This window comes from Fusobacterium mortiferum ATCC 9817, assembly GCF_000158195.2.
GTDB classification, from domain to species: Bacteria; Fusobacteriota; Fusobacteriia; order Fusobacteriales; family Fusobacteriaceae; genus Fusobacterium_A; species Fusobacterium_A mortiferum.
The window spans coordinates 711,509-732,638 of record NZ_GL987994.1; the positions used below are offsets into that span (position 1 = coordinate 711,509).

22 protein-coding genes are annotated in these 21,130 nt (G+C 28.8%); 19 read left to right on the forward strand and 3 right to left on the reverse strand.

Going from position 1 to position 21,130, the window contains the following annotated elements; translation table 11 throughout:
- Position 1: 1 nt before the first annotated feature.
- Positions 2-847 carry an aldo/keto reductase gene (locus FMAG_RS13010; protein WP_005887401.1) on the reverse strand — a complete coding sequence of 282 codons (846 nt, stop codon included), beginning with the start codon at positions 845-847 and terminating at the stop codon, positions 2-4.
- Positions 848-871: 24 nt separating this feature from the next.
- Positions 872-1,582 carry an NAD-dependent protein deacylase gene (locus tag FMAG_RS13015; protein WP_005887403.1) on the reverse strand — a complete coding sequence of 237 codons (711 nt, stop codon included), beginning with the start codon at positions 1,580-1,582 and terminating at the stop codon, positions 872-874.
- Positions 1,583-1,791: 209 nt separating this feature from the next.
- Between FMAG_RS13015 and FMAG_RS13020 the strand changes: the two genes are divergently transcribed.
- The 9 genes from FMAG_RS13020 (at position 1,792) to FMAG_RS13060 (ending at position 9,999) form a co-directional block, all read left to right on the forward strand.
- The gene (locus FMAG_RS13020; protein WP_005887405.1) at positions 1,792-2,208 is read left to right on the forward strand and encodes an META domain-containing protein; all 417 of its coding nucleotides are present in this window, start codon (positions 1,792-1,794) and stop codon (positions 2,206-2,208) included.
- 21 nt (positions 2,209-2,229) lie between these two features.
- Positions 2,230-2,835, forward strand: coding sequence for an HD domain-containing protein (locus tag FMAG_RS13025; RefSeq protein ID WP_005887407.1), 606 nt, complete (start codon positions 2,230-2,232; stop codon positions 2,833-2,835).
- A 15-nt stretch (positions 2,836-2,850) separates the two neighbouring features.
- On the forward strand, positions 2,851-3,561 hold the full coding sequence (locus FMAG_RS13030; RefSeq protein ID WP_005887410.1) for a hypothetical protein: 711 nt from the start codon (positions 2,851-2,853) through the stop codon (positions 3,559-3,561).
- 9 nt (positions 3,562-3,570) lie between these two features.
- On the forward strand, positions 3,571-4,734 hold the full coding sequence (coaBC, locus tag FMAG_RS13035; protein WP_005887412.1) for a bifunctional phosphopantothenoylcysteine decarboxylase/phosphopantothenate--cysteine ligase CoaBC: 1,164 nt from the start codon (positions 3,571-3,573) through the stop codon (positions 4,732-4,734).
- 206 nt (positions 4,735-4,940) lie between these two features.
- Entirely contained in the window at positions 4,941-5,867 is a 927-nt protein-coding gene (gene nikB, locus FMAG_RS13040) for a nickel ABC transporter permease (RefSeq protein ID WP_005887414.1), read from the forward strand.
- A 2-nt stretch (positions 5,868-5,869) separates the two neighbouring features.
- Positions 5,870-6,694: a nickel transporter permease gene (gene nikC / locus FMAG_RS13045; RefSeq protein ID WP_005887415.1), complete on the forward strand. Its 825-nt coding sequence runs from the start codon at positions 5,870-5,872 to the stop codon at positions 6,692-6,694.
- Positions 6,695-6,725: 31 nt separating this feature from the next.
- A complete protein-coding gene (locus FMAG_RS13050) occupies positions 6,726-8,276 on the forward strand; it encodes an ABC transporter substrate-binding protein (protein WP_005887417.1) in 1,551 nt (516 codons plus the stop codon).
- Positions 8,277-8,288: 12 nt separating this feature from the next.
- On the forward strand, positions 8,289-9,062 hold the full coding sequence (locus FMAG_RS13055; RefSeq protein ID WP_005887419.1) for an ABC transporter ATP-binding protein: 774 nt from the start codon (positions 8,289-8,291) through the stop codon (positions 9,060-9,062).
- Positions 9,055-9,999, forward strand: coding sequence for an ABC transporter ATP-binding protein (locus FMAG_RS13060; protein WP_005887421.1), 945 nt, complete (start codon positions 9,055-9,057; stop codon positions 9,997-9,999). The genes FMAG_RS13055 and FMAG_RS13060 overlap by 8 nt, the downstream gene beginning before the upstream one ends.
- Before the next feature lie 110 nt (positions 10,000-10,109).
- Here the strand turns inward: FMAG_RS13060 and FMAG_RS13065 are convergent, their stop codons facing one another.
- Positions 10,110-11,411, reverse strand: coding sequence for an MATE family efflux transporter (locus FMAG_RS13065; RefSeq protein WP_005887423.1), 1,302 nt, complete (start codon positions 11,409-11,411; stop codon positions 10,110-10,112).
- A gap of 428 nt (positions 11,412-11,839) precedes the next feature.
- On the opposite strand from FMAG_RS13065, the gene FMAG_RS14205 reads away from it, so the two are divergent.
- The 10 genes from FMAG_RS14205 to pyrE all read left to right on the forward strand — a co-directional run bounded on the left by FMAG_RS14205 (position 11,840) and on the right by pyrE (position 21,005).
- Positions 11,840-12,268 (forward strand): transporter substrate-binding domain-containing protein, encoded by a 429-nt coding sequence (locus FMAG_RS14205; protein ID WP_261660877.1) that lies wholly within the window; start codon positions 11,840-11,842, stop codon positions 12,266-12,268.
- Between the two features lie 217 nt (positions 12,269-12,485).
- Complete coding sequence (locus FMAG_RS13075) at positions 12,486-13,889, forward strand: ABC transporter substrate-binding protein (protein WP_005887426.1); 1,404 nt, start codon at positions 12,486-12,488, stop codon at positions 13,887-13,889.
- Positions 13,890-14,176: 287 nt separating this feature from the next.
- Positions 14,177-15,148 (forward strand): thiamine ABC transporter substrate-binding protein, encoded by a 972-nt coding sequence (locus FMAG_RS13080; protein WP_005887428.1) that lies wholly within the window; start codon positions 14,177-14,179, stop codon positions 15,146-15,148.
- A gap of 73 nt (positions 15,149-15,221) precedes the next feature.
- Entirely contained in the window at positions 15,222-15,344 is a 123-nt protein-coding gene (locus FMAG_RS14210) for a hypothetical protein (RefSeq protein ID WP_005887429.1), read from the forward strand.
- A 65-nt stretch (positions 15,345-15,409) separates the two neighbouring features.
- The gene (gene pyrB / locus FMAG_RS13085; protein ID WP_005887432.1) at positions 15,410-16,477 is read left to right on the forward strand and encodes an aspartate carbamoyltransferase; all 1,068 of its coding nucleotides are present in this window, start codon (positions 15,410-15,412) and stop codon (positions 16,475-16,477) included.
- A 27-nt stretch (positions 16,478-16,504) separates the two neighbouring features.
- On the forward strand, positions 16,505-17,311 hold the full coding sequence (locus FMAG_RS13090) for a dihydroorotate dehydrogenase electron transfer subunit (RefSeq protein WP_005887434.1): 807 nt from the start codon (positions 16,505-16,507) through the stop codon (positions 17,309-17,311).
- Between the two features lie 16 nt (positions 17,312-17,327).
- Complete coding sequence (locus FMAG_RS13095) at positions 17,328-18,245, forward strand: dihydroorotate dehydrogenase (RefSeq protein ID WP_005887436.1); 918 nt, start codon at positions 17,328-17,330, stop codon at positions 18,243-18,245.
- 207 nt (positions 18,246-18,452) lie between these two features.
- Positions 18,453-19,181, forward strand: a complete 729-nt coding sequence (gene pyrF, locus FMAG_RS13100) for an orotidine-5'-phosphate decarboxylase (RefSeq protein ID WP_005887438.1) — start codon at positions 18,453-18,455, stop codon at positions 19,179-19,181.
- The gene (locus FMAG_RS13105; protein WP_005887440.1) at positions 19,175-20,389 is read left to right on the forward strand and encodes a dihydroorotase; all 1,215 of its coding nucleotides are present in this window, start codon (positions 19,175-19,177) and stop codon (positions 20,387-20,389) included. The genes pyrF and FMAG_RS13105 overlap by 7 nt, the downstream gene beginning before the upstream one ends.
- Complete coding sequence (pyrE, locus tag FMAG_RS13110; RefSeq protein WP_005887442.1) at positions 20,382-21,005, forward strand: orotate phosphoribosyltransferase; 624 nt, start codon at positions 20,382-20,384, stop codon at positions 21,003-21,005. Before FMAG_RS13105 ends, pyrE begins: the two co-directional genes overlap by 8 nt.
- Positions 21,006-21,130 lie beyond the last annotated feature (125 nt).

Here is a 21,130-nt window from a genome sequence, read left to right on the forward strand (position 1 = left end):
GTTATCTTAAATTTTCAAATCCATATTCCATCTCATCTGGATGAGAACCAAGTCTTTCATTTCTATTTAATAATTTTATTTTTTCCATTTCCTCTTTACTTAATACAAAATCTAACTCTCTATTCTCTTTTATTCTAGAAGGAGTAATAGATTTTGGAAGAGGTAATAACCAATTTTGAATATGCCATCTCAAAATTACTTGAGCAGGTGATTTACCATGAATTTTACCTATTTCAACAAGCACAGGATCATTAATATTACCTTGAATCAATGGACTCCAAGACTCTACAATAATATTTTTACTTTCACAATAAGCTCTTAGTTCATCTTGTTGATTATATGGATGAATCTCTATTTGGTTTACCATAGGAGTAATAGTAGAGTTTTTTTCTAACTCTTCAAGGTGATGTTTTTCAAAGTTGCATACACCAATTGCTCTAACTCTTTTATCTTTGTAAAGTTTTTCTAATGCTCTCCAAGTTTCAAAAGTTGTTTTCATATTTTTAGTATTAGGCCAATGTATAAGATAAAGATCAATATAATCTAGATTTAATCTAGTCAAAGAATCTTCAAAGGCTTTTAAAGTTTCCTCATATCCTTGGTCACTATTCCAAACTTTTGTGGTGATAAAGAGATCTTCTCTTTTAACATTAGGAGTTCTTTCTAAAAATTCAGCTATACCTTTACCAACGAAAACTTCATTGTTATAAATTTTTGCAGCATCAATATGACGATAACCACATTCTAAAGCATATCTAACACTTTTTCTACAAATGTTTTCATCTGATATTTTCCAAGTCCCAAAAGCAATACTAGGAATTTCTACGCCATTCATAAGTTTATACATATATATCCCCCCTTTGATTAATACCTATTTTAAAATATTCATAACTTCAGTCATTACTTGAGCAAATCTCTCTCTTATTACAAGAGTAGCAATATCATCTCTTGAAGTAGGAGTTTCATTTAAAATTATAAGATTTTTTCCTTTAAAATACTCTATATAGTAAGCTGCTGGATAAACTGTAAGACTTGTACCCACAATAATTAAGGTATCAGCTTTTTCTATTTCACGAATAGCTTCACTAGTAACTTTTTCATTGAGCATCTCTCCATACAAAGTTACATCAGGTCTAACAACTCCACCACATTCACATATAAAATCTTTATCAGATGTTTTTCCACATTTTAGACAATACCATCTTTTTAAAGTTCCATGAAGTTCTAAAACTTTTTTACTTCCAGCATCTTGGTGTAAATTATCTATATTTTGAGTAATTACAGCCTTAACTTTTCCCATCTCTTCTAATTTGGCTATAGCTAAATGCCCATTGTTAGGTTTTATATTGTTAATAGATAATTTTTCTGTAAGATATTTATTGAAAATATCTCTGTGTAAGAAGAAAAAATCATGACTAAGAATCTCTTCTGGTTCATATTCCATAAATTTTCTTTCATTATATAGTCCATTTTTACCTCTAAAGTCAGCTAATCCAGAATCTGTAGATGCACCAGCTCCAGTAAAAAAAACTACATAGTTACTATTTTTAATAATATTAGCTAAAGTTTCAACACTGTTCATAAATCCCTCCTGTAATCTTATGCAAAGGAAGTATTTTCTACTTTCTTAATAATATTATACTATATTTTTTTTATTTTGTGTAAAGAGAAGCTTAAAATTCTTGAATAAAATAAAATTATTGGGAAATTTATAGAATTTTATATACAATTTATTAAGATATGTAGTATAATCTTCTTATAGATAATCAAATAAAATAGGGAGTGAGGAAGATGAAAAAAATTGCTATATTGATGACAATGATAATTTCATTAGTAGGTTGTAGTAATTTACAAGAAAAACCTAAAGATGTACCACAAAATGTTAGTAGTTCACTTGAGATATCAAATGTGGAATATACTTTAATAAATATATTTCCAGGACAAGGGCTAACTGTTGGATTTGATGAAGCAGGAAGAATATTTGGTTATTCTGGATTGAATAGATTTTTTGGAAAAGTAGAAATAAAAGATGGTAAAATGGTAGTAGATCCATTGGCATCTACTAGAATGGGTGGTTCAAGAGAAGCACTTATAAGAGAGGATCAATACTTGACACTTTTAAAAAGTATGACTACAATAACTAAAAAAGAAAACAGTTTAATATTATCAAATGAAAAAGGAGAACAACTTATTTTCCAAGGAAAATAGTTTTATTACGAGAGGAATTTTATGAGTAAGTTACAAAATCAAATAAATTTTTTAATGGAAATAGATAAAGTAAAGGGGATTTTAAGACAATCAGTTATACTTGGGGATACTAATAGGAGAGAAAATGATGCTGAGCATAGTTGGCATATGGCTATTTGTGCTATAACTCTAAAGGAATATGTAGAGTTTGATAAGATAGATATAGAGAGAGTATTAAAAATGATATTATTACACGATGTGGTAGAGATTTATAGTGATGATACTCCTGCATTTAGCAAATATGATAAAGAGGAGAAGTTTCGTAAAGAGCTAGCAGCAGCTGAAAAAATATTCTCTTTACTTCCAGAGGAGCAGTATAAAGAGTATTTCAAATTGTGGTTAGAGTTTGAAAATATGGAGTCTGATGATTCAAAATTTGCAAATGTCTTTGATAGATTTCAAGGATTTATACAAAATTTATCTTCTGATGGACATACTTGGAAAAAATGGAGTGTAAATAAAGATATGGTAATAAAAAGATTAGAACCAGTAGTAAAATATGCACCTAGATTATTTGAAGAGTTTGTTTTTCCAGAGATAGAAAAATATATAGAGAGAGGTATTATAAAAAATAACATAGGGGAATAAAGTTTGGAGGTTTTTATGGGATTATTTTCTATATTTGGCAAAAAAGATCTTGAGGCAGAACAAAAATTATTGAAGAAAATAGAAGAGTTAGAGCAAACAATAGCTAGAAAAGATAAAGAGATATCTGATTTAATAAATGAATTGGATAGAGTAAATCAAAGTATACCAAATACCAATACTAATACTAATTTAAATTCTAAACAACTTGAGCTAATCGAAAAAAATATTAAGGATACTAAAGAGGAAAATGATAGATTAAAACAAGTTATAGATGAGTATAATCTTTCTTCTAAAAAAGAGAAATATTATTATAAAGTAGATATAGAAAAATTTTACTCAGCTGCTAGATTTAAAGAGTTAGCAAATACAATAGTAAACAACGGGATAGTATATCTTCAAGATTTGACTTTAGAGTTTTTTGATACTCTTTCACAAGATATAAAAAATTTAGAAGAGGGGAAAATAAGATTTCAAAAATTTCTTACTAAAGAGTTTATTGAATGGGAAGTAGTAACATATCTAAATAAAGGGGAGAGAGTTTCAAAATTATATAGTAAAAGTAGAAAGTTAGTAAACATTTTTATAGAAAATGATATTGAATTTATGGAAGATTTAATAAATTTTGATTTCTCTAAACTTGTGGATTTAGGTTTTAAAGATAGCCAAATAGAAGAGTTTATATTAAAAAGAGATGAATATTATCAAGAGAGAAGAGTAGTAAAATAAGGAGTGATTATGAAAAATATACTTATAGGAGTTACAGGAGGAATTTCAGCATATAAGTCTGCTAATATTATTTCAAAATTAAAGAAAAAGGGATATAATGTCAAAGTTATTATGACAGAAAATGCTACAAAAATAATTACTCCACTTACATTGGAAACTCTTTCAAGAAATAGAGTGTATGTGGATATGTGGGATAAAAATCCGCATTTTGAAGTGGAACATATCTCATTAGCAGATTGGGCTGATGTAGTATTAGTAGCTCCAGCTACATATAATATAGTAGGAAAAGTAGCTAATGGAATAGCTGATGATATGCTGTCAACTGTAATTTCAGCTTGCAAAAAGCCTGTGTATTTTGCTTTGGCTATGAATGTAAATATGTATGAAAATCCTATTTTGAAAGATAATATAGAGAAGTTAAAAAAATATGGATATAAATTTATAGAAGCAGATGAAGGATTTTTAGCTTGTAATGTAAATGCAAAGGGACGTTTGAAAGATGAAAATGAGATAATAGAGATTATAGAAAAAGATAATATCTATAGAGAAAAAGTTTTAACAGGAAAAAAAATCCTTATAACAGCTGGGAGAACAGAGGAAGCAATAGACCCAATAAGATATCTTTCAAATAGATCAAGTGGACAGATGGGTTATGCTCTAGCTAAGTCAGCTGTTGATTTGGGAGCAGAGGTTGTTCTTATTTCTGGACCAACTAATTTGGAAATACCAACAGGAGTAAAGGAGTTTGTTCAAGTAAGAAGTGCTCAAGAGATGTATGATGAAACTATAAAAAGATTTTCAAAAATGGATATAGCAATAGCTTGTGCAGCAGTAGCTGATTATAAACCTAAATATTATTCAAATGAAAAAATAAAGAAAAAAGATGGGGAACTGACAATAGTGTTAGATAGAAATCCAGATATACTATTAGAGATGGGAAAATTAAAGAAAGAGCAAATATTAATAGGGTTTGCAGCTGAAACTGAAAATCTAATAGAAAATGCAATAGGAAAATTAGAAAGAAAAAATTTAGATATGATAGTAGCTAATGATGCAAGCAATATGCAAAAATCAACAAATGAAATTTACATAATTAAAGGAAAAGATTCTATAAAATCTCTTCCGGAAAAGAAAAAAGAAGAGTTAGCATATGATATTCTTATGAATATATAATAAAATAGCTTTTTGTGAGAAGTTTATTCTTACAGAAGGCTATTTTTATTTGTAGTTATAGTTTTTCTTAAAAATATTAAAAATTAACAAATTTGGTATAAAATTATCTTGATTTTTTTAATAAAAAATGTTTAAATATATTTGATTATTAAAATTTTAGTTTTTATTAAAAAATTATTTATTAGATTAAAATTAAGGAGTATTTAATGAAAAGTTTTATAAGTAAGTCTTTTCAAATTTTAATTGTTTTAATAGGGGTTAGTTTTATAACTTTTACTTTAACTTATCTTGCTCCTGGAGATCCGGCAGAAATTATGTTAACTGATTCAGGGAATATCCCCTCTCCAGAACTATTGGCTAAAGTAAGAGCTGAACTAGGATTGGATAAACCCTTTCTAATTCAATATAAGGTTTGGCTTTTAAAGGTTTTAAAGGGAGATTTGGGAATGTCCTTTTCTTTAAAAGTTCCAGTTTTTACAAAATTGATTTCTAGTTTTCTTATCACACTAAAATTAAGTGTAGTATCATTTGTTTTAATGTTGCTAATATCAATACCATTAGGTTTTATATCAGCTTTAAATAGAAATAAAATAATAGATTATATTATAAGAGGCTTTAGTTTTTTAGGAATATCTATTCCAAGTTTTTGGATGGGATTGATATTTTTAAGTATATTTGGTGTAAAGTTAGGTTGGGTTCCTATCATAGGAGGAACTGATAATATAAAAGCTCTAATTTTACCAGCAGTTACCTTAGCTTTGGCAATGTCATCTAAATATACTAGACAAATTAGAATTATTGTATTGGAAGAGTTAAAACAAGAGTATATAGTCGCTAGTAAAATAAGGGGATTAAGTAAGAGAACTATAATATTTAAACAGTTGCTTCCTAATGTAATGTTACCTATAATGACACTTTTAGGAGTAACTGTAGGAAATTTAATAAGTGGAACAGCAATTATAGAAATAGTTTATAACTGGCCTGGAATGGGAAATCTAGCTATAAAGGCTATATCAGCACATGACTATCCATTGATTCAAGGATATGTTTTATTTATTGCACTATTTTATATGATAGTAAATTTAGCTGTGGATTTTTCATATAAATTTTTAGATCCAAGAGTAAAGGAGTAAAATTGAAGAGAATAAGAAAAATTTTAGAAAATAAACAATTTTTAATATATCTATCTCTGAGTATGATTGTCATATTGATAGCGATATTAGCTCCAATTCTAGCCCCTAAAGATCCATACCATGCTGTTATGTTGGACTCCTTGAAACCACCTTCAAAGGAGTATATATTAGGAACTGATGTTTTAGGAAGAGATATTTTTTCAAGAATTATTTATGGAACAAGAACAACATTAGTGATGGCTTTTTCACTACTGGCAATAGTTTTTTTTGTTGGAGGAACATTGGGAGTTATAGCTGGGTTTTATGGTGGAATAGTAGATAATGTAATCATGAAAATATCAGATATGATGATGGCTTTTCCGGGATTAATACTAGCTATAGCAATAGCAGGTATACTTGGGCCAAGTACTTTTAATGCTGTTTTAGCAATAAGTTTAGTTACATGGCCTAGATATGCTAGACTAGCTAGAAGTTTAACTTTGAAAATAAGAAAAAATACATATATAGAAGTAGCAATAATGGGGGGAATAACACCTTTAAATCTATTTCTTAAATATCTATTGCCAAATATCTTTCCTACAATGTTAGTTACAGCAACTATTGATATAGGTATGTTGATATTAGAGATAACATCTTTATCATTTCTAGGAGTAGGGGTACAGGCTCCAATACCAGAGTGGGGATTGATGTTAAACGAAGGAAGATTATATATATTTAAGGCCCCATGGTTAATATATTCACCTGGGATAGCAATTATAATAGTTGTTGTGATATTTAACTTATTAGGGGATAGTATTAGAGATATATTAGATCCAAAAGAAAATTAAAAAAATATAAGTATAAAGGAGAAGAATTTAAATGAAAAAAGTATTAAAATTTATTTCAATATTATGTTTAATATTGTTAACAGCCTGTGGAAAGGAGAAGGTTGAAAATAAAAATTCAGTAAGTGAAGTTAAGGAAATAGTAATAGGGACACCTAGTTTTGCTAACACTTTAGAAACAACAGAGCAGTATTTTAGTTGGACAGTAGCAAGATATGGAGTTGGAGAAACACTTACAAAATTTGATGAAAAAGGAGAGTTAGTACCACTATTGGCAGAGAGTTGGGAAAATAGTAAAGATGGAAAAAGTTGGAAATTTAAAATAAGAGAGGGAGTAAAATTTTCAGATGGAACATTAATGACATCAGAAAGTGTAAAAAACTCTTTAGAGCGTACTTTTAAGTTAAATCAGAGAGCTAATACATTTTTTATTCCAAAGAGTATAGTAGCAGATAAAAATTATTTAATAATTGAAACTGAAAAGCCAGTGACAACACTTCCAGGATGTCTTGCAGATCCTCTTTTCATAATTGTAAATACAGAAGCTGATACAACAAAATTTGCTATGGAGGGACCTATTTCAACAGGACCATATGTTGTAGAGAAATTTAATCCAACAGAGTATTGTTCAGTAGTTAGAAATGAAAACTACTGGGGAGGAGAGGTTCCATTTGATCGTGTGGTATTTAAATATATAAATGACCAAGCAACACGTTCTTTAGCACTACAAAGTGGAGAAATTCAAATGGCATATAGCCTAAAGCCAGAAAATTTAGTTGATTTTAAAAATAATGATAAGTATAATATTCAAAGTATAAAGTCATTAAGAGGAACTTTTGCTTTTATGAATGAAAATGGAATTTTAAAAGATAAAGTATTACGTCAAGCTATAAATAGAGCTTTGAATAAAGAGGTTTATACAACTGTTTTATTAGGAGGAGCAGCAACTCCAGGAAAAGCACCAGTACCACCAACATTAAATTTTGGATTTGATCAACTTGTTGATGAAAACACATATAATCCTGAAAATGCAAAGGAAATTTTAGCTAAGGCTGGATATAAAGATATTGATGGAGATGGGTATTTAGAAACTCCAGATGGGCAAAAAATAGAGTTAAACTTTGTTATCTATACAAGTAGAGAAGAGTTAAAAGTTTATGCACAAGCGGCTCAAGTTAGTTTAAAAGAGATTGGAATAAAAGTAAAATTAATAACAGTAAGTTATGAAACAGTATTAAAATATAGAGATAGTGGAAATTTTGATTTACTTATATGGAATGTTTTAGTTGCTAATAGTGGAGATCCTGAAAATTATTTACGTGAGAACTGGTACAGTAAAGCTTCTACAAATCAAACTGGATATAATAATCCAAAAGTAGATGCTTTATTAGATGAGCTTTCATCAGAGTTTGATCCTGATAAGAGAAGAGAGTTAATTATAGAAATTCAGCAACTTATAATGGATGATTGTGCAACAATATTCTTTGGATATGAAACTGCTTACTTAATCTCTTCAACAAAATTAAAAAATGTAGTGATGTATCCAATGGATTACTATTGGTTAACAGATAAGATGTCATTTTAAATAGGAGTGTATATGCTAACTTTAAAAAATATTGGGATAACTTATGAGAATGGAAAGGTAGCAGTTTCAGATTTTAATCTTGATATAAAAAAAGGTGAAATTATAGGTATAGTAGGTGAGAGTGGAAGTGGAAAATCCACTCTCATTAAAAGTATTGTAGGAGGACTTCCTGAAACTACTAAGATAGTAGGAGAAGTACTATTTGAAGGAAAAAACATTTTAAATGATAAGAAGTTTGAAAAAGGAAGAGATATAACAATCGTTTTTCAAGAGACACGTCATACTCTTAATCCTATTAGAAAGATAGGAAGGCAATATATTGAATATATTAGACAACATCTCAAAATCTCAAAGGAAGAAGCCGAAACTAAAGCAATAGAGAATTTGAGGAAAACAAATCTTCCATCTCCAGAAAATATAATGAACAGTTATCCATATCAGTTGAGTGGAGGAATGTGCCAAAGAGTAGGAATAGCTATGGCTATGACATTTAATCCTAAAATATTATTAGCAGATGAACCTACAAGTGCTCTAGATGTAACAACACAAGCTCAGATTGTTACTGAATTACTTCACATGAGAGAAAAATTTGGTACGACAATGGTAGTAGTGACACATAGCTTAGGAGTAGCTGCATATTTAGCTGATAGATTGGTTGTTATGAAAGATGGGAAAATTGTTGAAACTGGAAAAACAGAAGAGGTTTTAAAAAATCCAAAGTCTGAATATACTAAATTATTAATAGCCTCTGTTCCTACTTTAGAGAGTGAGGAAAATTATGAGTAAAAAAATATTAGAATTAAAAAATGTAAATAAGTATTTTATAACTTCTGATGGTAAAACTTTAAAAGCTTGTAATAATATAAATTTAGATATAGAAGAGGGAAAAATTACAGGGATAGTAGGAGAGAGTGGATGTGGAAAATCAACTTTAGTGAGATTGATAGTCCAATTAGAGAAACTAACTGAGGGTGAAATACTTTACAAAGGAAAAGATATTTCAAAATTTAATAAAAAGGAGTTAAGGGAGAATAGAAAAAATATTCAAATGATCTTCCAAGATGCTCATGGAGCTTTTAATCCAAGAATGACAATAAAGGATATTTTGACAGAGCCACTTCTTAATTTTGGATTGATAAAAAAGGAAGAGAAAGAGAAGAAAGCAAAAGAGCTTTTAAATATGGTAGAGTTATCAAGTGATTACTTGAATGCTTATCCACATAATTTAAGTGGAGGACAGTTACAGAGGGTAGGAATAGCTAGAGCTATATCACTTAAACCTGAAATTCTTATTTGTGATGAGGCAACCTCAGCCTTAGATGTATCTATTCAAAAAAGTATAATAGAGCTTTTGAAAAAGATACAGAGAGAAACAAATATGAGTATAATATTTATCTGTCATGATTTAGCTTTGGTACAGTCATTAGCTGATGAAGTTGTGGTTATGTATCTAGGGCATATTGTCGAAAAATTAAAGAGTAAAAACTTAAAATTAGAAGCAAAACACCCATATACTCATGCTTTAATAAAGAGTGTATTAAGTTTGGAGAAAAATAATAGGTTGGAGATTTTAGAAGGGGATATTCCTAGTCCAATTCTATTAAAAGATGAGTGTCCTTTTGTTAATAGATGTAAATCAGCAATAGAGGTGTGTAAAGTTAAAAAGCCAAAAATGAAAAGATTTGATAGTGAACATGAAGTAATGTGTCACTTAGAGTTTTAAAAAGAGATAATAAAAAGAGAGAAGGTAAGATAAAATTATACTTTCTCTCTTTATTTTTTAGTAGTTTTTAAATAAAAATATCTAAGTAGACTAGGTATTACATTTGAATTTTAATTAGTTAAGGTCTTTTTTAATTGAGGGATTAAGAATATACCTCTTCCTAAATAGAAGACAAGTAGTGATAACCAAACGCCATTGTTTCCATAAATTGGTATTAAAAATTTCCAAGCTATGAAAAATGAAATAAAAGCTAATACTGTAGATGTCATAATAGGAACTGTTTTAGCTGCTCCTGTAAACACTCCATAAAAAGTTAATCCTAAAAAAGCAATAGAAGGATATAGTACTAACCAGATTGAGTATTTTTGAGTTAATATTAATATATTAGGAAGCTTTGTAAAGATTTCAATAATAGTTCTATTAAATAAGACAAACACTATTGTAATTAAAATTGTTGCAATGATTCCCCAGAAAAAAGTTTGTTTCCAACAATTTTTCATAAGTGTATTATTTTTCTGTCCTCTAGCTCTTCCAGAGAATACACTAGCTGTATTGGCAATTCCATCAAAAGCATATGAGAAAATTGACATTATTTGGAATAGTATAGCATTTGTAGCAAGAATATCTCCACCTAATCTAGAACTAGCCATGGTAAAGAGATTATTGTGAGATACTAAACAGAAAGTTCTAATCATTAAATCTCTATTTACACATAAAATATTTATAATCTCTTTTTTATTTATAATAGATTTAAAATCTAAATATTTATGATAAGAGTATGGAGTAATAAATATTATTCCAAGAATAGTTGAAAAAATTTGTGAGATAAGAGTAGCATAAGCAACTCCTTCAACTTTATAATCTAAGAATATAACAAATAAAATATCTAAAAGTATATTCAATAGATTACCAGAGATTTGCATAGTCATAGAAGATTTGACATTTCCTAATCCCATAAGCCAACCTAAAAGTACATAATTTGTCAAAACAAAGGGAGCTCCCCATATAAGTATTTTAAAATAAGTATAAGCTACTTTTTGAATATTAATATCTGGATTAATAAACTTCATAGAACTTTCAAAAATTAAGTTTTGTGAAATAATCATAATGAAACTAATAATAAAAGCTATTAATAGTGGACGGAAAAAAACATCACTAATATCTTTTTTATTTGTATAATGACTTGATTGAGCACTATAAGCAGTGGTGCTCACTCTTAAAAATCCAAATATCCAATAGATAGTATTGAAAATTAAGGTTCCAATAGAAACACCTGAAATAAAATTAGTATTATTTAACTTTCCAATAACTGCCATATCAGCTGCCCCTAATAAAGGTTGAGTTATTGTAGAAAGAATAAAAGGGATCATAAGACTTAGAAACATCTTATTAGTAATATTGTTGTTTGTCATTTGAAACTCTCCATTCATATTATATTAGACAATAACAGTCCAGAAAAAATTATAACATATAAATTAAATTATAACAATCAAATATTTTTTTTCTTAAAAAATTAAAAAATCTAAATTAAAATGACAACTAAAATTTGTTTGAAAAATTTATAATTTTTAAAATGGTTATTATATTAAATGATGAGATAGAAAATTTATAGAGAAGTAAAAACTTTATAAATTTAATATAAAAAACTTATGTTTTAAAACTTGATTTTTTTTTTTTTTTTTGTTATACACTTATCGTTGGCGTAGAAATTTGTATACTTAATAATATTATAAAAAGATATATAAGTATGTATGGGAGGAGTAATGAAATTTTTTTATCACTTAATAAGAATATCTATTTTTATATTTTGGTGTATTAATTCATTCGGGCTGGAGAAAAAATTTATAAAGTAGCAACTGATATATATTTTCCGCCATTTGAATATGAAGATAAAGATGGGAAACTTAAAGGTATTGATATTGAATTATTAAAAGCCTTAGCAGAAGATCAAAATTTTAAATATGAATTATTACCTTTAGGATTTCAAGCTTCAATGGAGGCATTAGATAATGAAGAAGTAGATGCAATTTTTTCAGGTATGTCAATATCTGAGGCACGTAAAGAAATAGATGATGTTATTTTTGTTGAGTATAATATTGCAAATGGTCTAAAGGTAAAAATGCCATTAGGAGAGGAAGATTATTCTGAATGTGCAGTTATGGTAAAAAAAGGTAAGAATAAAGAGTTTATTGAAGTAATAAATAGAGGGTTATCAAATTTAAAAAAGAATGGAAAATATGAAGAAATTATAAATAAGTATCTTAATTAGATAGTTAAGTCATGAGGAAATCTCATGGCTTTTTTATATTATTGAAGAAAATTATAGTTTTAATTTTAAAAAAATTAAAAACGTGTTTGGAATGTTGACTTTTTTTTGTACAATTATATAAAATGATATAAATGTGTTGGTCAATTTTATAAATATGTAACATACATTTAAATTAAATTTTTTATAAGAGATATAATTTATGAAGAAAGAGGAGAAAATGAAAAAAGTTTTATTTAAAATGATAGTGTTCTTTATTATAAGTACATCTGGATTTTCATTTGAAAATGAAATAAATAATTTGTTTGAGGATGAAAAAATAGAGCAAAGTGATAGTTTGGTAATAGAACAAGAAGTAAAAGTAGAGACAATAGATCCTATATTACTAAGAGATACATATTCTAGAAGAGCGACGAATTATATATATGCACAACTATTTAAAATTGATAAAGATGGGCAAGTTGTTCCATACTTACTAGAAGAGTATAAAAAAAATGATGAGATGGAAATATATTGTAAATTGAGAGAGGATATATATTTTTCTAATGGAGATTCTATAACAGCACAAGATGTAAAAGATTCAATAGAAAATTATTTAAAGAATGGATATATGAACGATTTATACTCTTCAATACAACAAATTCAAGTTTTAAATGATAGAGAATTTATAATTTTATTAAATTATCCGGACCATGAATTAGAAATAGGCTTAACAAATCCTCTAATGTCAATATTAAAAAGAGAGAATAATAAAATTTTTACAAGCGGAAGATATGCTATTGAAGAAATAGAAAAAAATAAAATTAAATTGAAAAAAAATAAATATTATTTTGATCAAAGTTCTATATTTGAAAATGTTGAAATAAAAGGAGAATTAAATAGTTATCAAAGATTGATTAACTCTTTAAATTTACCCAACTATTACTCCTATGATTTATATAAAGAGGATATTGAAACCGCTAAAAAAATAGGAAATTTAAGAGGCAAGAAAATAGTTAAAGATACAGTATATGACATAATATCTTTAGTTTTTGGAAATAAAAAAAATTATTCTTTAAATGATAGAAAAGCATTAGAGTCTCTTTTGAATAGAGAAGCTACCACTATTTGTCCACAAGAGATGTTTGATATAAAAATTTCATTTTTAGAGAAAAACTATAGCAGAAGAGAAGCTATTAAAATTTTAAAAAATAGTGGACATTTTGAGAAAAAGATAAAAATAATGTGTTTGAATACAATTCACAACAGAAATTTTGCACAATATGTAGCACATGATTTAATTCAAAATGGATTGAATGTAGAGATTGAAATTTATAATTTAGATAAATTTTTGAATAAATTAAGAAGTAAGGATTATGATATAGCTCTATACAATATTACAATAAATAGTGTTTATCCATTAACTAGTTTAGAAAAGACTATAGTTGGAGAATTAATAGATTATGATTTAGAAGATTCGCTTTTACCATTTTTTAATTTATTTAAAGAAGAAAGAAATAAGGAGTATAAAGAAAGAATAATTGATAAAATTTTCTATTTAACATATAGTAGTAGATATTTTATTCCACTAGCCCATAAACAGACTTATATTTTAAAAAGTGAAAATATAGTAGGAATGAAGTAAAAAAATTACCCCATCTTAACTAGATGGGGAGTTTTTTTATTAAGTTTTATTTTTTTGCATCAGTAGCAGTTGAAGAAGTAGCAGAAGAAGTTTCTAATGCTTCTTTTTCATCAATATTTATATTAGCAAAATATTTTTTTATATGAACAAAAAAATTTATATTTTGAAAAAGAGGAAAAATAGAGTATAATAGTAACATGAAAACGGGAGCTAAGAGGCTGAGAGGAATTAATATTCGACCGTCAGAACCTATCTAGGTAATGCTAGAAAGGAAAGGAGAGAAAAGTATGAAAAAAATTTTATTAACTTGCCTATTTGTAGGAGGAGCAACAACTATCAACGCTGAGGAGATAACTATCTATGGACCAAGTTCGATGAAATGGATAGAGAAGGAGTACGGAAAGGTATTTCAGAAAGAAACAGGAGATACTATAAAGTTTGTCTCTATAGATGGGATTGTTGGAAGGCTAAAACTGGAAAAGAAAAGACCAAAGGCAGATATTGTAGTAGGACTTACAGAGTTAACTACAGAGATGGCTAAAAGAGAGGGACTAATATTACCATATGTTCCTCAAAATATTGGAAATATTAAAAATAAAAATTTCAAAATGAGTAGTGATTATGTTATTCCAATGGATTATGGTGTTTTAGCAATAAATTACAATAAGGAAAAGATTTCAGTACCACCTAAAAATTTAAAAGAGTTGGAGAAATTTAATAAGCAACTTATGGTAGAAAATCCAAAAGTATCAATTACTGGAGAGGAAGCGTTACAATGGAGTATAGCTCTTTATGGTGAAAATTGGTTAGAGTTTTGGAAGGAATTAAAACCAGCTATATATAGTGTAGAGCCTGGTTGGAGTGAAGCCTTTGCTAAATTTACAGCAGGAGAAGCACCTATGATGATAGGGTATGCTACAAGTAATCTATTTTTTACAGGTGAGGATTCTTCAAAATATGATAGTTTCTTATTAGAAGATGGAAGTTTTATTTATCAAGAGGGAGTTTCACTTGTGAATAAAAAAGAGGTTAAAGCTGGAGCTAAGAAATTTATGGAGAGAGTTTTGAGTGATGATTTCCAAAAAATAATGAGTGAAGAGAATTATATGTTCCCAGTAACAAATGTAGAGGTAAGTGATGGATTTAAAAGTGTTCCACTACCTGAAAAAAGTGTAAAATTGACTAGGGAACAGATAGATAATTTAATAGAGAATTTGAATAATTATAAGACACAACTAATAGAGGTATTAAAAAATTAAAATCATACTTGAAAAAAACTGAAAACTATGATAGAATAGCAAAGATATATGTAGAAAGTAAGGAGGAGTAGAGATGAGAAATTTTATAGATAAGCTAAAAGATATGCACTCTGTTTCTATTTTATTTTCTAATTATTTTATACTTTTTAAAAATTATATTATTAAAGATATCAAAGGAATGTTAACTCTCTTTTAAAAAGAGGGACTCATTCCTTTTTTTATGACTAATTTAAAATATTTTATAACAGGAGGGAGTAGGAAATGAAAGATTTCATATCTATTAAAGATTTAACAAAAGAAGAGATATTAGAAGTATTAGAAGTAGCAAATGAACTTTCACAAAAACCAGAAGCAGAGTTAGCAAAGGGGAAAATAGTAGGAAGTTTATTCTTTGAACCTTCAACAAGAACAAGATTATCATTTACATCAGCAGCTTATAGATTAGGAGCACAAGTTTTAGGATTTGATTCTCCAGATGCTACTTCATTAAAAAAAGGGGAGTCTTTAAGAGATACTATAAAAATGGTAGAGGCTTACTCTGATATAATAGTTATGAGACACTATATAGAGGGAGCAGCAAAATTCGCTTCTGAAATTTCTAAAAATCCTGTTATCAATGCTGGAGATGGAGCAAATGAACACCCTAGCCAAACTCTTTTAGACTTATTTACAATAAAAAAAGAGATTGGAAGAATTGAAAATATTAAAATAGCTTTTGTAGGAGATTTAAAATATGGAAGAACTGTACACTCTCTTACTAAAGCATTAGAGATGTTTGGTGGAGAGTTTTATTTCGTAGCTCCAGAATCAATACAAATACCAGAGTACATCACTAAAGAGTTAGATGAAAAAGGAATGAAATACCATATCTGTTCTGAGTATGAGCCAATATTAAAAGAGATAGATGTACTTTATATGACAAGAATTCAAAGAGAAAGATTTGATGATATAGAGGAGTATAATAAAGTAAGTGGAGTTTACAAAATATCTAAGGATACTATATTAAATAAGTGTCAAGAGCATATGATAATATTACATCCACTACCAAGAGTAGATGAGATAAATATAGATTTAGATGATACAAAGCACGCACTATACTTTAAACAAGCAGCAAATGGAGTTCCTACAAGAGAGGCTATGTATGCTTTAGCACTAGGATTAAAAAATTCCACTGCTCCTAGAAAAGAGGAGAAAGAAGAAGTAGAAGAGCATTTCTTAACTGTTTGTAAAAATCCTAAGTGTGTAACTCACTTTGAAGAGACAGAAAATAAAGTAGTAGTAAAAGATTATGGAAAATTCTGTTACTATTGTGGTAAAGAGATAAAATAGTTAATTTATATAAATTTGGGAGGAGAAATGTTTTTAGAAAATTGTGAAATTTTAGAAAACAAATTAGTTGCTGGACACAACTACCTTATGAAAGTAAAAGGAGATAAAACAGTAAAAGCTGCTAAAGCTGGACAGTTTTATATGTTACAATGTAAAAATGGTGTATATTTTTTAAGAAGACCTATCAGCTTACATTATGCAGATAAAGAGAATAATATTTTAGAGTTTTATTATGAGATAAAAGGTGGAGGAACTAAAGATTTAGCCTCTATGAAAGCTGGAGAGATAATAAATATTCAAGGACCACTTGGAACAGGATTTACAACAGAAATCTCTGGGAAAGAGTTATTAGTAGTAGGTGGAGGAATGGGAATGGCTCCAATGAAACTATTAATAGAAGTTTTATCTAAAAATAATAAAGTTACTTTTATAGCAGGTGGAAGAAACAGAGAAGCTATGGAGATAATGTCAAATTTCAATCTTGATGGAATAGAGAACTATATTACAACTGATGATGGTTCTGTAGGAATACATGGAAATGTTATAGTTAAAATGGAAGAATTAATGAAAGCTAAAAAATATGATATGGTATTTACTTGTGGACCACAAAAAATGATGGAAGCAGTTGCAAAAACAGCTAAGAAATTTGAAACTAAGTGTGAAATTTCATTGGAAGCTAGAATGGCTTGTGGAGTAAAAGCTTGTGTTGGTTGTTCAATCAAAACAAAATTTGGAATGAAAAAAGTATGTCATGATGGACCTGTTTTTGATTCTGAAACTATTGTAGACTTTGACCCAGTTGTAGAAAAAACTGAAACTTGTTGTGGAAATTAATTTGTTGGAGGAAAAGATGAACAGATTACAAACTAAATTTTTAGGTGTAGATTTTAAAAATCCAATAGTAACTTCTTCTGGTTGTTTTGGATTTGGAATGGAATATAAAGAATATTTTGACCCAAATATATTAGGTGGAATAGGAATAAAAGGGCTTACTGTAGAGCCAAGAGATGGAAACTATGGTACAAGAATAGCTGAAACTCCTGCTGGAATGTTAAACTGTGTAGGACTTGAAAATCCTGGAATAGATTATTTTGAATCTCACATTTTACCAGAGATGAAAGCTCAAGGAATAACTACAAATATAATAGCTAATATCAATGGAAAAACTGTAGAGGAGTATGTTGAAATAGCAAAAAGAGTAGATAAAATTCCTGAAATAGCAGTAGTAGAGTTAAATATCTCTTGTCCAAATGTAAAAGATGGAGGTATGGCTTTTGGAGCTAATCCAGAGGTAGCTGCTAGAGTAACAAGAGAGGTAAGAAAAGTTACATCTAAACCATTAGTAGTAAAACTTTCTCCCAATGTTACTGATATAGCTAGTATAGCTAAAATAGTAGAGGAAAATGGAGCAGATGCAGTATCTCTTATCAATACTTTACTTGGAATGGTAATAGATATAAGAACTAAAAAACCAGTGTTAGGAAATACTTTTGGAGGATTTTCTGGACCAGCTGTAAAACCTGTAGCTGTAAGAATGGTTTATCAAGTATATAAAGCTGTAAATATTCCTATTATTGGAATGGGAGGAATAGCTTCAGTAGAAGATGCTCTTGAGTTTATAATGGCTGGAGCTTCTATGATATCAATAGGTTCAGCTATTTTCTCTAATCCTATGTTAGCTGTAGAAATAGCTGAGGGATTACAAAAATATTGTGAAGAGAATGGATTTGAAAATATAAGTGAGTTAGTAGGGGCAGCTCACAGATAAGAAAAATATTTGTACCAAGAAAGAAAACTCAAAGAATTGTGTAATTTATGGAGAGAAGTTAGATTAACTCAGCGAAACTGAATGTTAAAAAACACAACTGTTTGAGCAAAGCGAATTTTGTGTTTTTAGTGAAGTAAGCTTATAGTTAATCAACTTTTTGGAATATGGAACAATTCTTAGTTTTCTTTAAAAGTGAAAGGAGATTTTATGTATAGTGCTAAGGATAGAATGATAATAGCTTTGGATTTCCCAACAGCTGACCAAGCAAAAGAGCTTGTAGAAAAAATTGGAGATGGAGCAACTTTTTATAAAGTTGGATTAGAACTTTTCTTAAACTCTAAAGGAGAGATAATAGAGTATCTTTCTGCTAAAGGGAAAAAAGTTTTCTTGGATTTAAAATTCCACGATATTCCAAATACAACAGCTATGGCTTCTGTGTTTGCTGCTAAGCAAAATGTATTTATGTTCAATGTACATGCTAGTGGTGGAAGAAAGATGATGACTAAAGTTGCAGAAGAGGTTAAAAAAATAAATCAAGATAACCTTGTAATAGGAGTTACAGTTTTAACAAGTTTATCAGTAGAAGATGTAGAGGAGACTTTCCAATCAAAACTTTCTCTTGCTGATTTAGCTTTAAACTGGGCAAAACTTGTAAAAACATCTGGATTAGATGGAGTAGTATGTTCTCCATGGGAAGCTAAACTTATAAAAGATACTTGTGGAAAAGATTTCAAAACTGTGTGTCCAGGAGTAAGACCAAAATGGTCAGCTACAAATGACCAAGAGAGAATAATGACTCCAAAAGATGCAATAATAAATGGTTGTGATTTCTTAGTAGTAGGTAGACCAATTACTAAAAATGAAGACCCAGCTAAAGCAGCACAAATGGTAGAGGCAGAAATCTTAGAAGGAATGAAAGAGGCAGGATTATGCTAATAAAAAACTGTAGAATTCTAATTGATGGAGTAGAAAAAGTTACAGATATATTAACAGCAGATGGGAAAATAATAGAGATATCGGAAAATATTCCAGAAGGAAGATTAGAGGTAGTAGATGCTAAAGGAAAATGGGTAATTCCTGGAGTGGTAGATGCTCATTGTCATATGAGAGACCCAGGACTTTCTCATAAAGAGGATTTTATGACTGGAAGTATGGCTTGTGCTAGAGGTGGAGTTACTACATTTATTGATATGCCAAATACAATACCAGCTGTAACTACTTCTGAAATATTTGAAGAAAAAAGAGCTATGATGGTTGGAAAATCATATGTAGACTATGGATTTAATTTTGGTGGAAGTAGAAACGATAACAGTGAAGAGATAAAAAAAGTAATAGATAAGGTTGCTTCTACAAAGATATTTTTAAATATGTCTACTGGAGATATGTTAATAACAGAAGATAGTGTTATAGAAAATATTTTTAGAGAATCAAAAATTATATCTGTACATGCTGAAGAAGAGATGGTAGCCAAAGCTATTGAGCTTTGTGAAAAATATGATAAACCATTATATCTATGTCATCTATCTAAAGCTAGTGAAGCTAAGATGTTAAGAGAAGCAAAGGCTAAGGGATTAAAAGTTTACGGAGAAGTTACTCCACACCACCTTTTCTTAAATGTAGATGATGTAAATGCTGATGAGAGAAGTTCAATGTTACTTAGAATGAAGCCAGAATTAAAAACTAAAGAGGATAATGAGGAGTTATGGAAAGCTCTTGCTGATGGAACTATTGATACAATAGGAACAGACCATGCACCTCATCTAATAGAGGAAAAATTAGCAAAACTTACTTTTGGTATACCTGGAGTAGAAAACTCACTTGAGATGATGCTGAAAGGTGTAGATGAAGGGAAAATCTCAATGGCAAGACTCATTGAGGTAATGTGTACAAAACCAGCTGAAATTTTTAATATAGCAAATAAAGGAAAAATTCAAGTTGGATATGATGCTGATTTAGTAATAATAGATAGAGAAGATAAGTCAGCTATAAAAGATGATGATGTAATAACTAAAGCAAATTGGACACCATATGAAAAATTTAATAGAGGTGGAAGAGTTGTTACAACAATTTTAAGAGGTCAAATAGTATATTCAAATAAAGAGTTTTATGGAAAATATGGGAGGGAAATTAATTATCATGAGTAGAGCAAAAGATGTAGCAAAATCATTATTAAGCACAGGAGCAGTAAAATTAAATGTAAAGGAACCATTTACATTTGTATCTGGAATCAAAAGTCCAATCTATTGTGACAATAGAAAAATGATAGGATATCCTGTTGAAAGACAAGTAGTAGTAGATGAGTTTATAAAAAAATTATCTGAAAAAGATTTTGATGTAGTAGCAGGAACAGCAACTGCTGGAATTCCTTGGGCAGCTTTTATAGCACAACTGATGAATAAACCAATGAGTTATATAAGAGGAGAGAAAAAAGCTCACGGAGCAGGAAGACAAATAGAAGGAGCAGATTTTGAAGGAAAAAAAGTTATTGTAATTGAAGACTTAATCTCTACTGGGGGAAGCTCAATAAAAGCTGTTGAAGCTGCTAGAAATGAAGGAGCTAAAGAAGTAGAAGTACTAGCTATCTTCTCTTATGAGTTTGATAAAGCTTATAAAAACTTTGGAGAAAAAAATATCAAATGGGAAACTTTATCTAACTTCACAGCATTACTTGAATTAGCAAAAGAAGAAAAATATTTAACTGAAGAGGAAGCTGAAATAGCTGCTTCTTGGAATAAAAATACAGATACTTGGGGAAGATAGGATAAACCTCTTGACTTTTAATAAAAGTTATGATATTATTATTTAAGTAAATAGAAAAAGATATTTGTATTAAGAGGGAGTAGTTGAAAATATAGTATCAACATCACGGAGTCTAGGACTTTCTG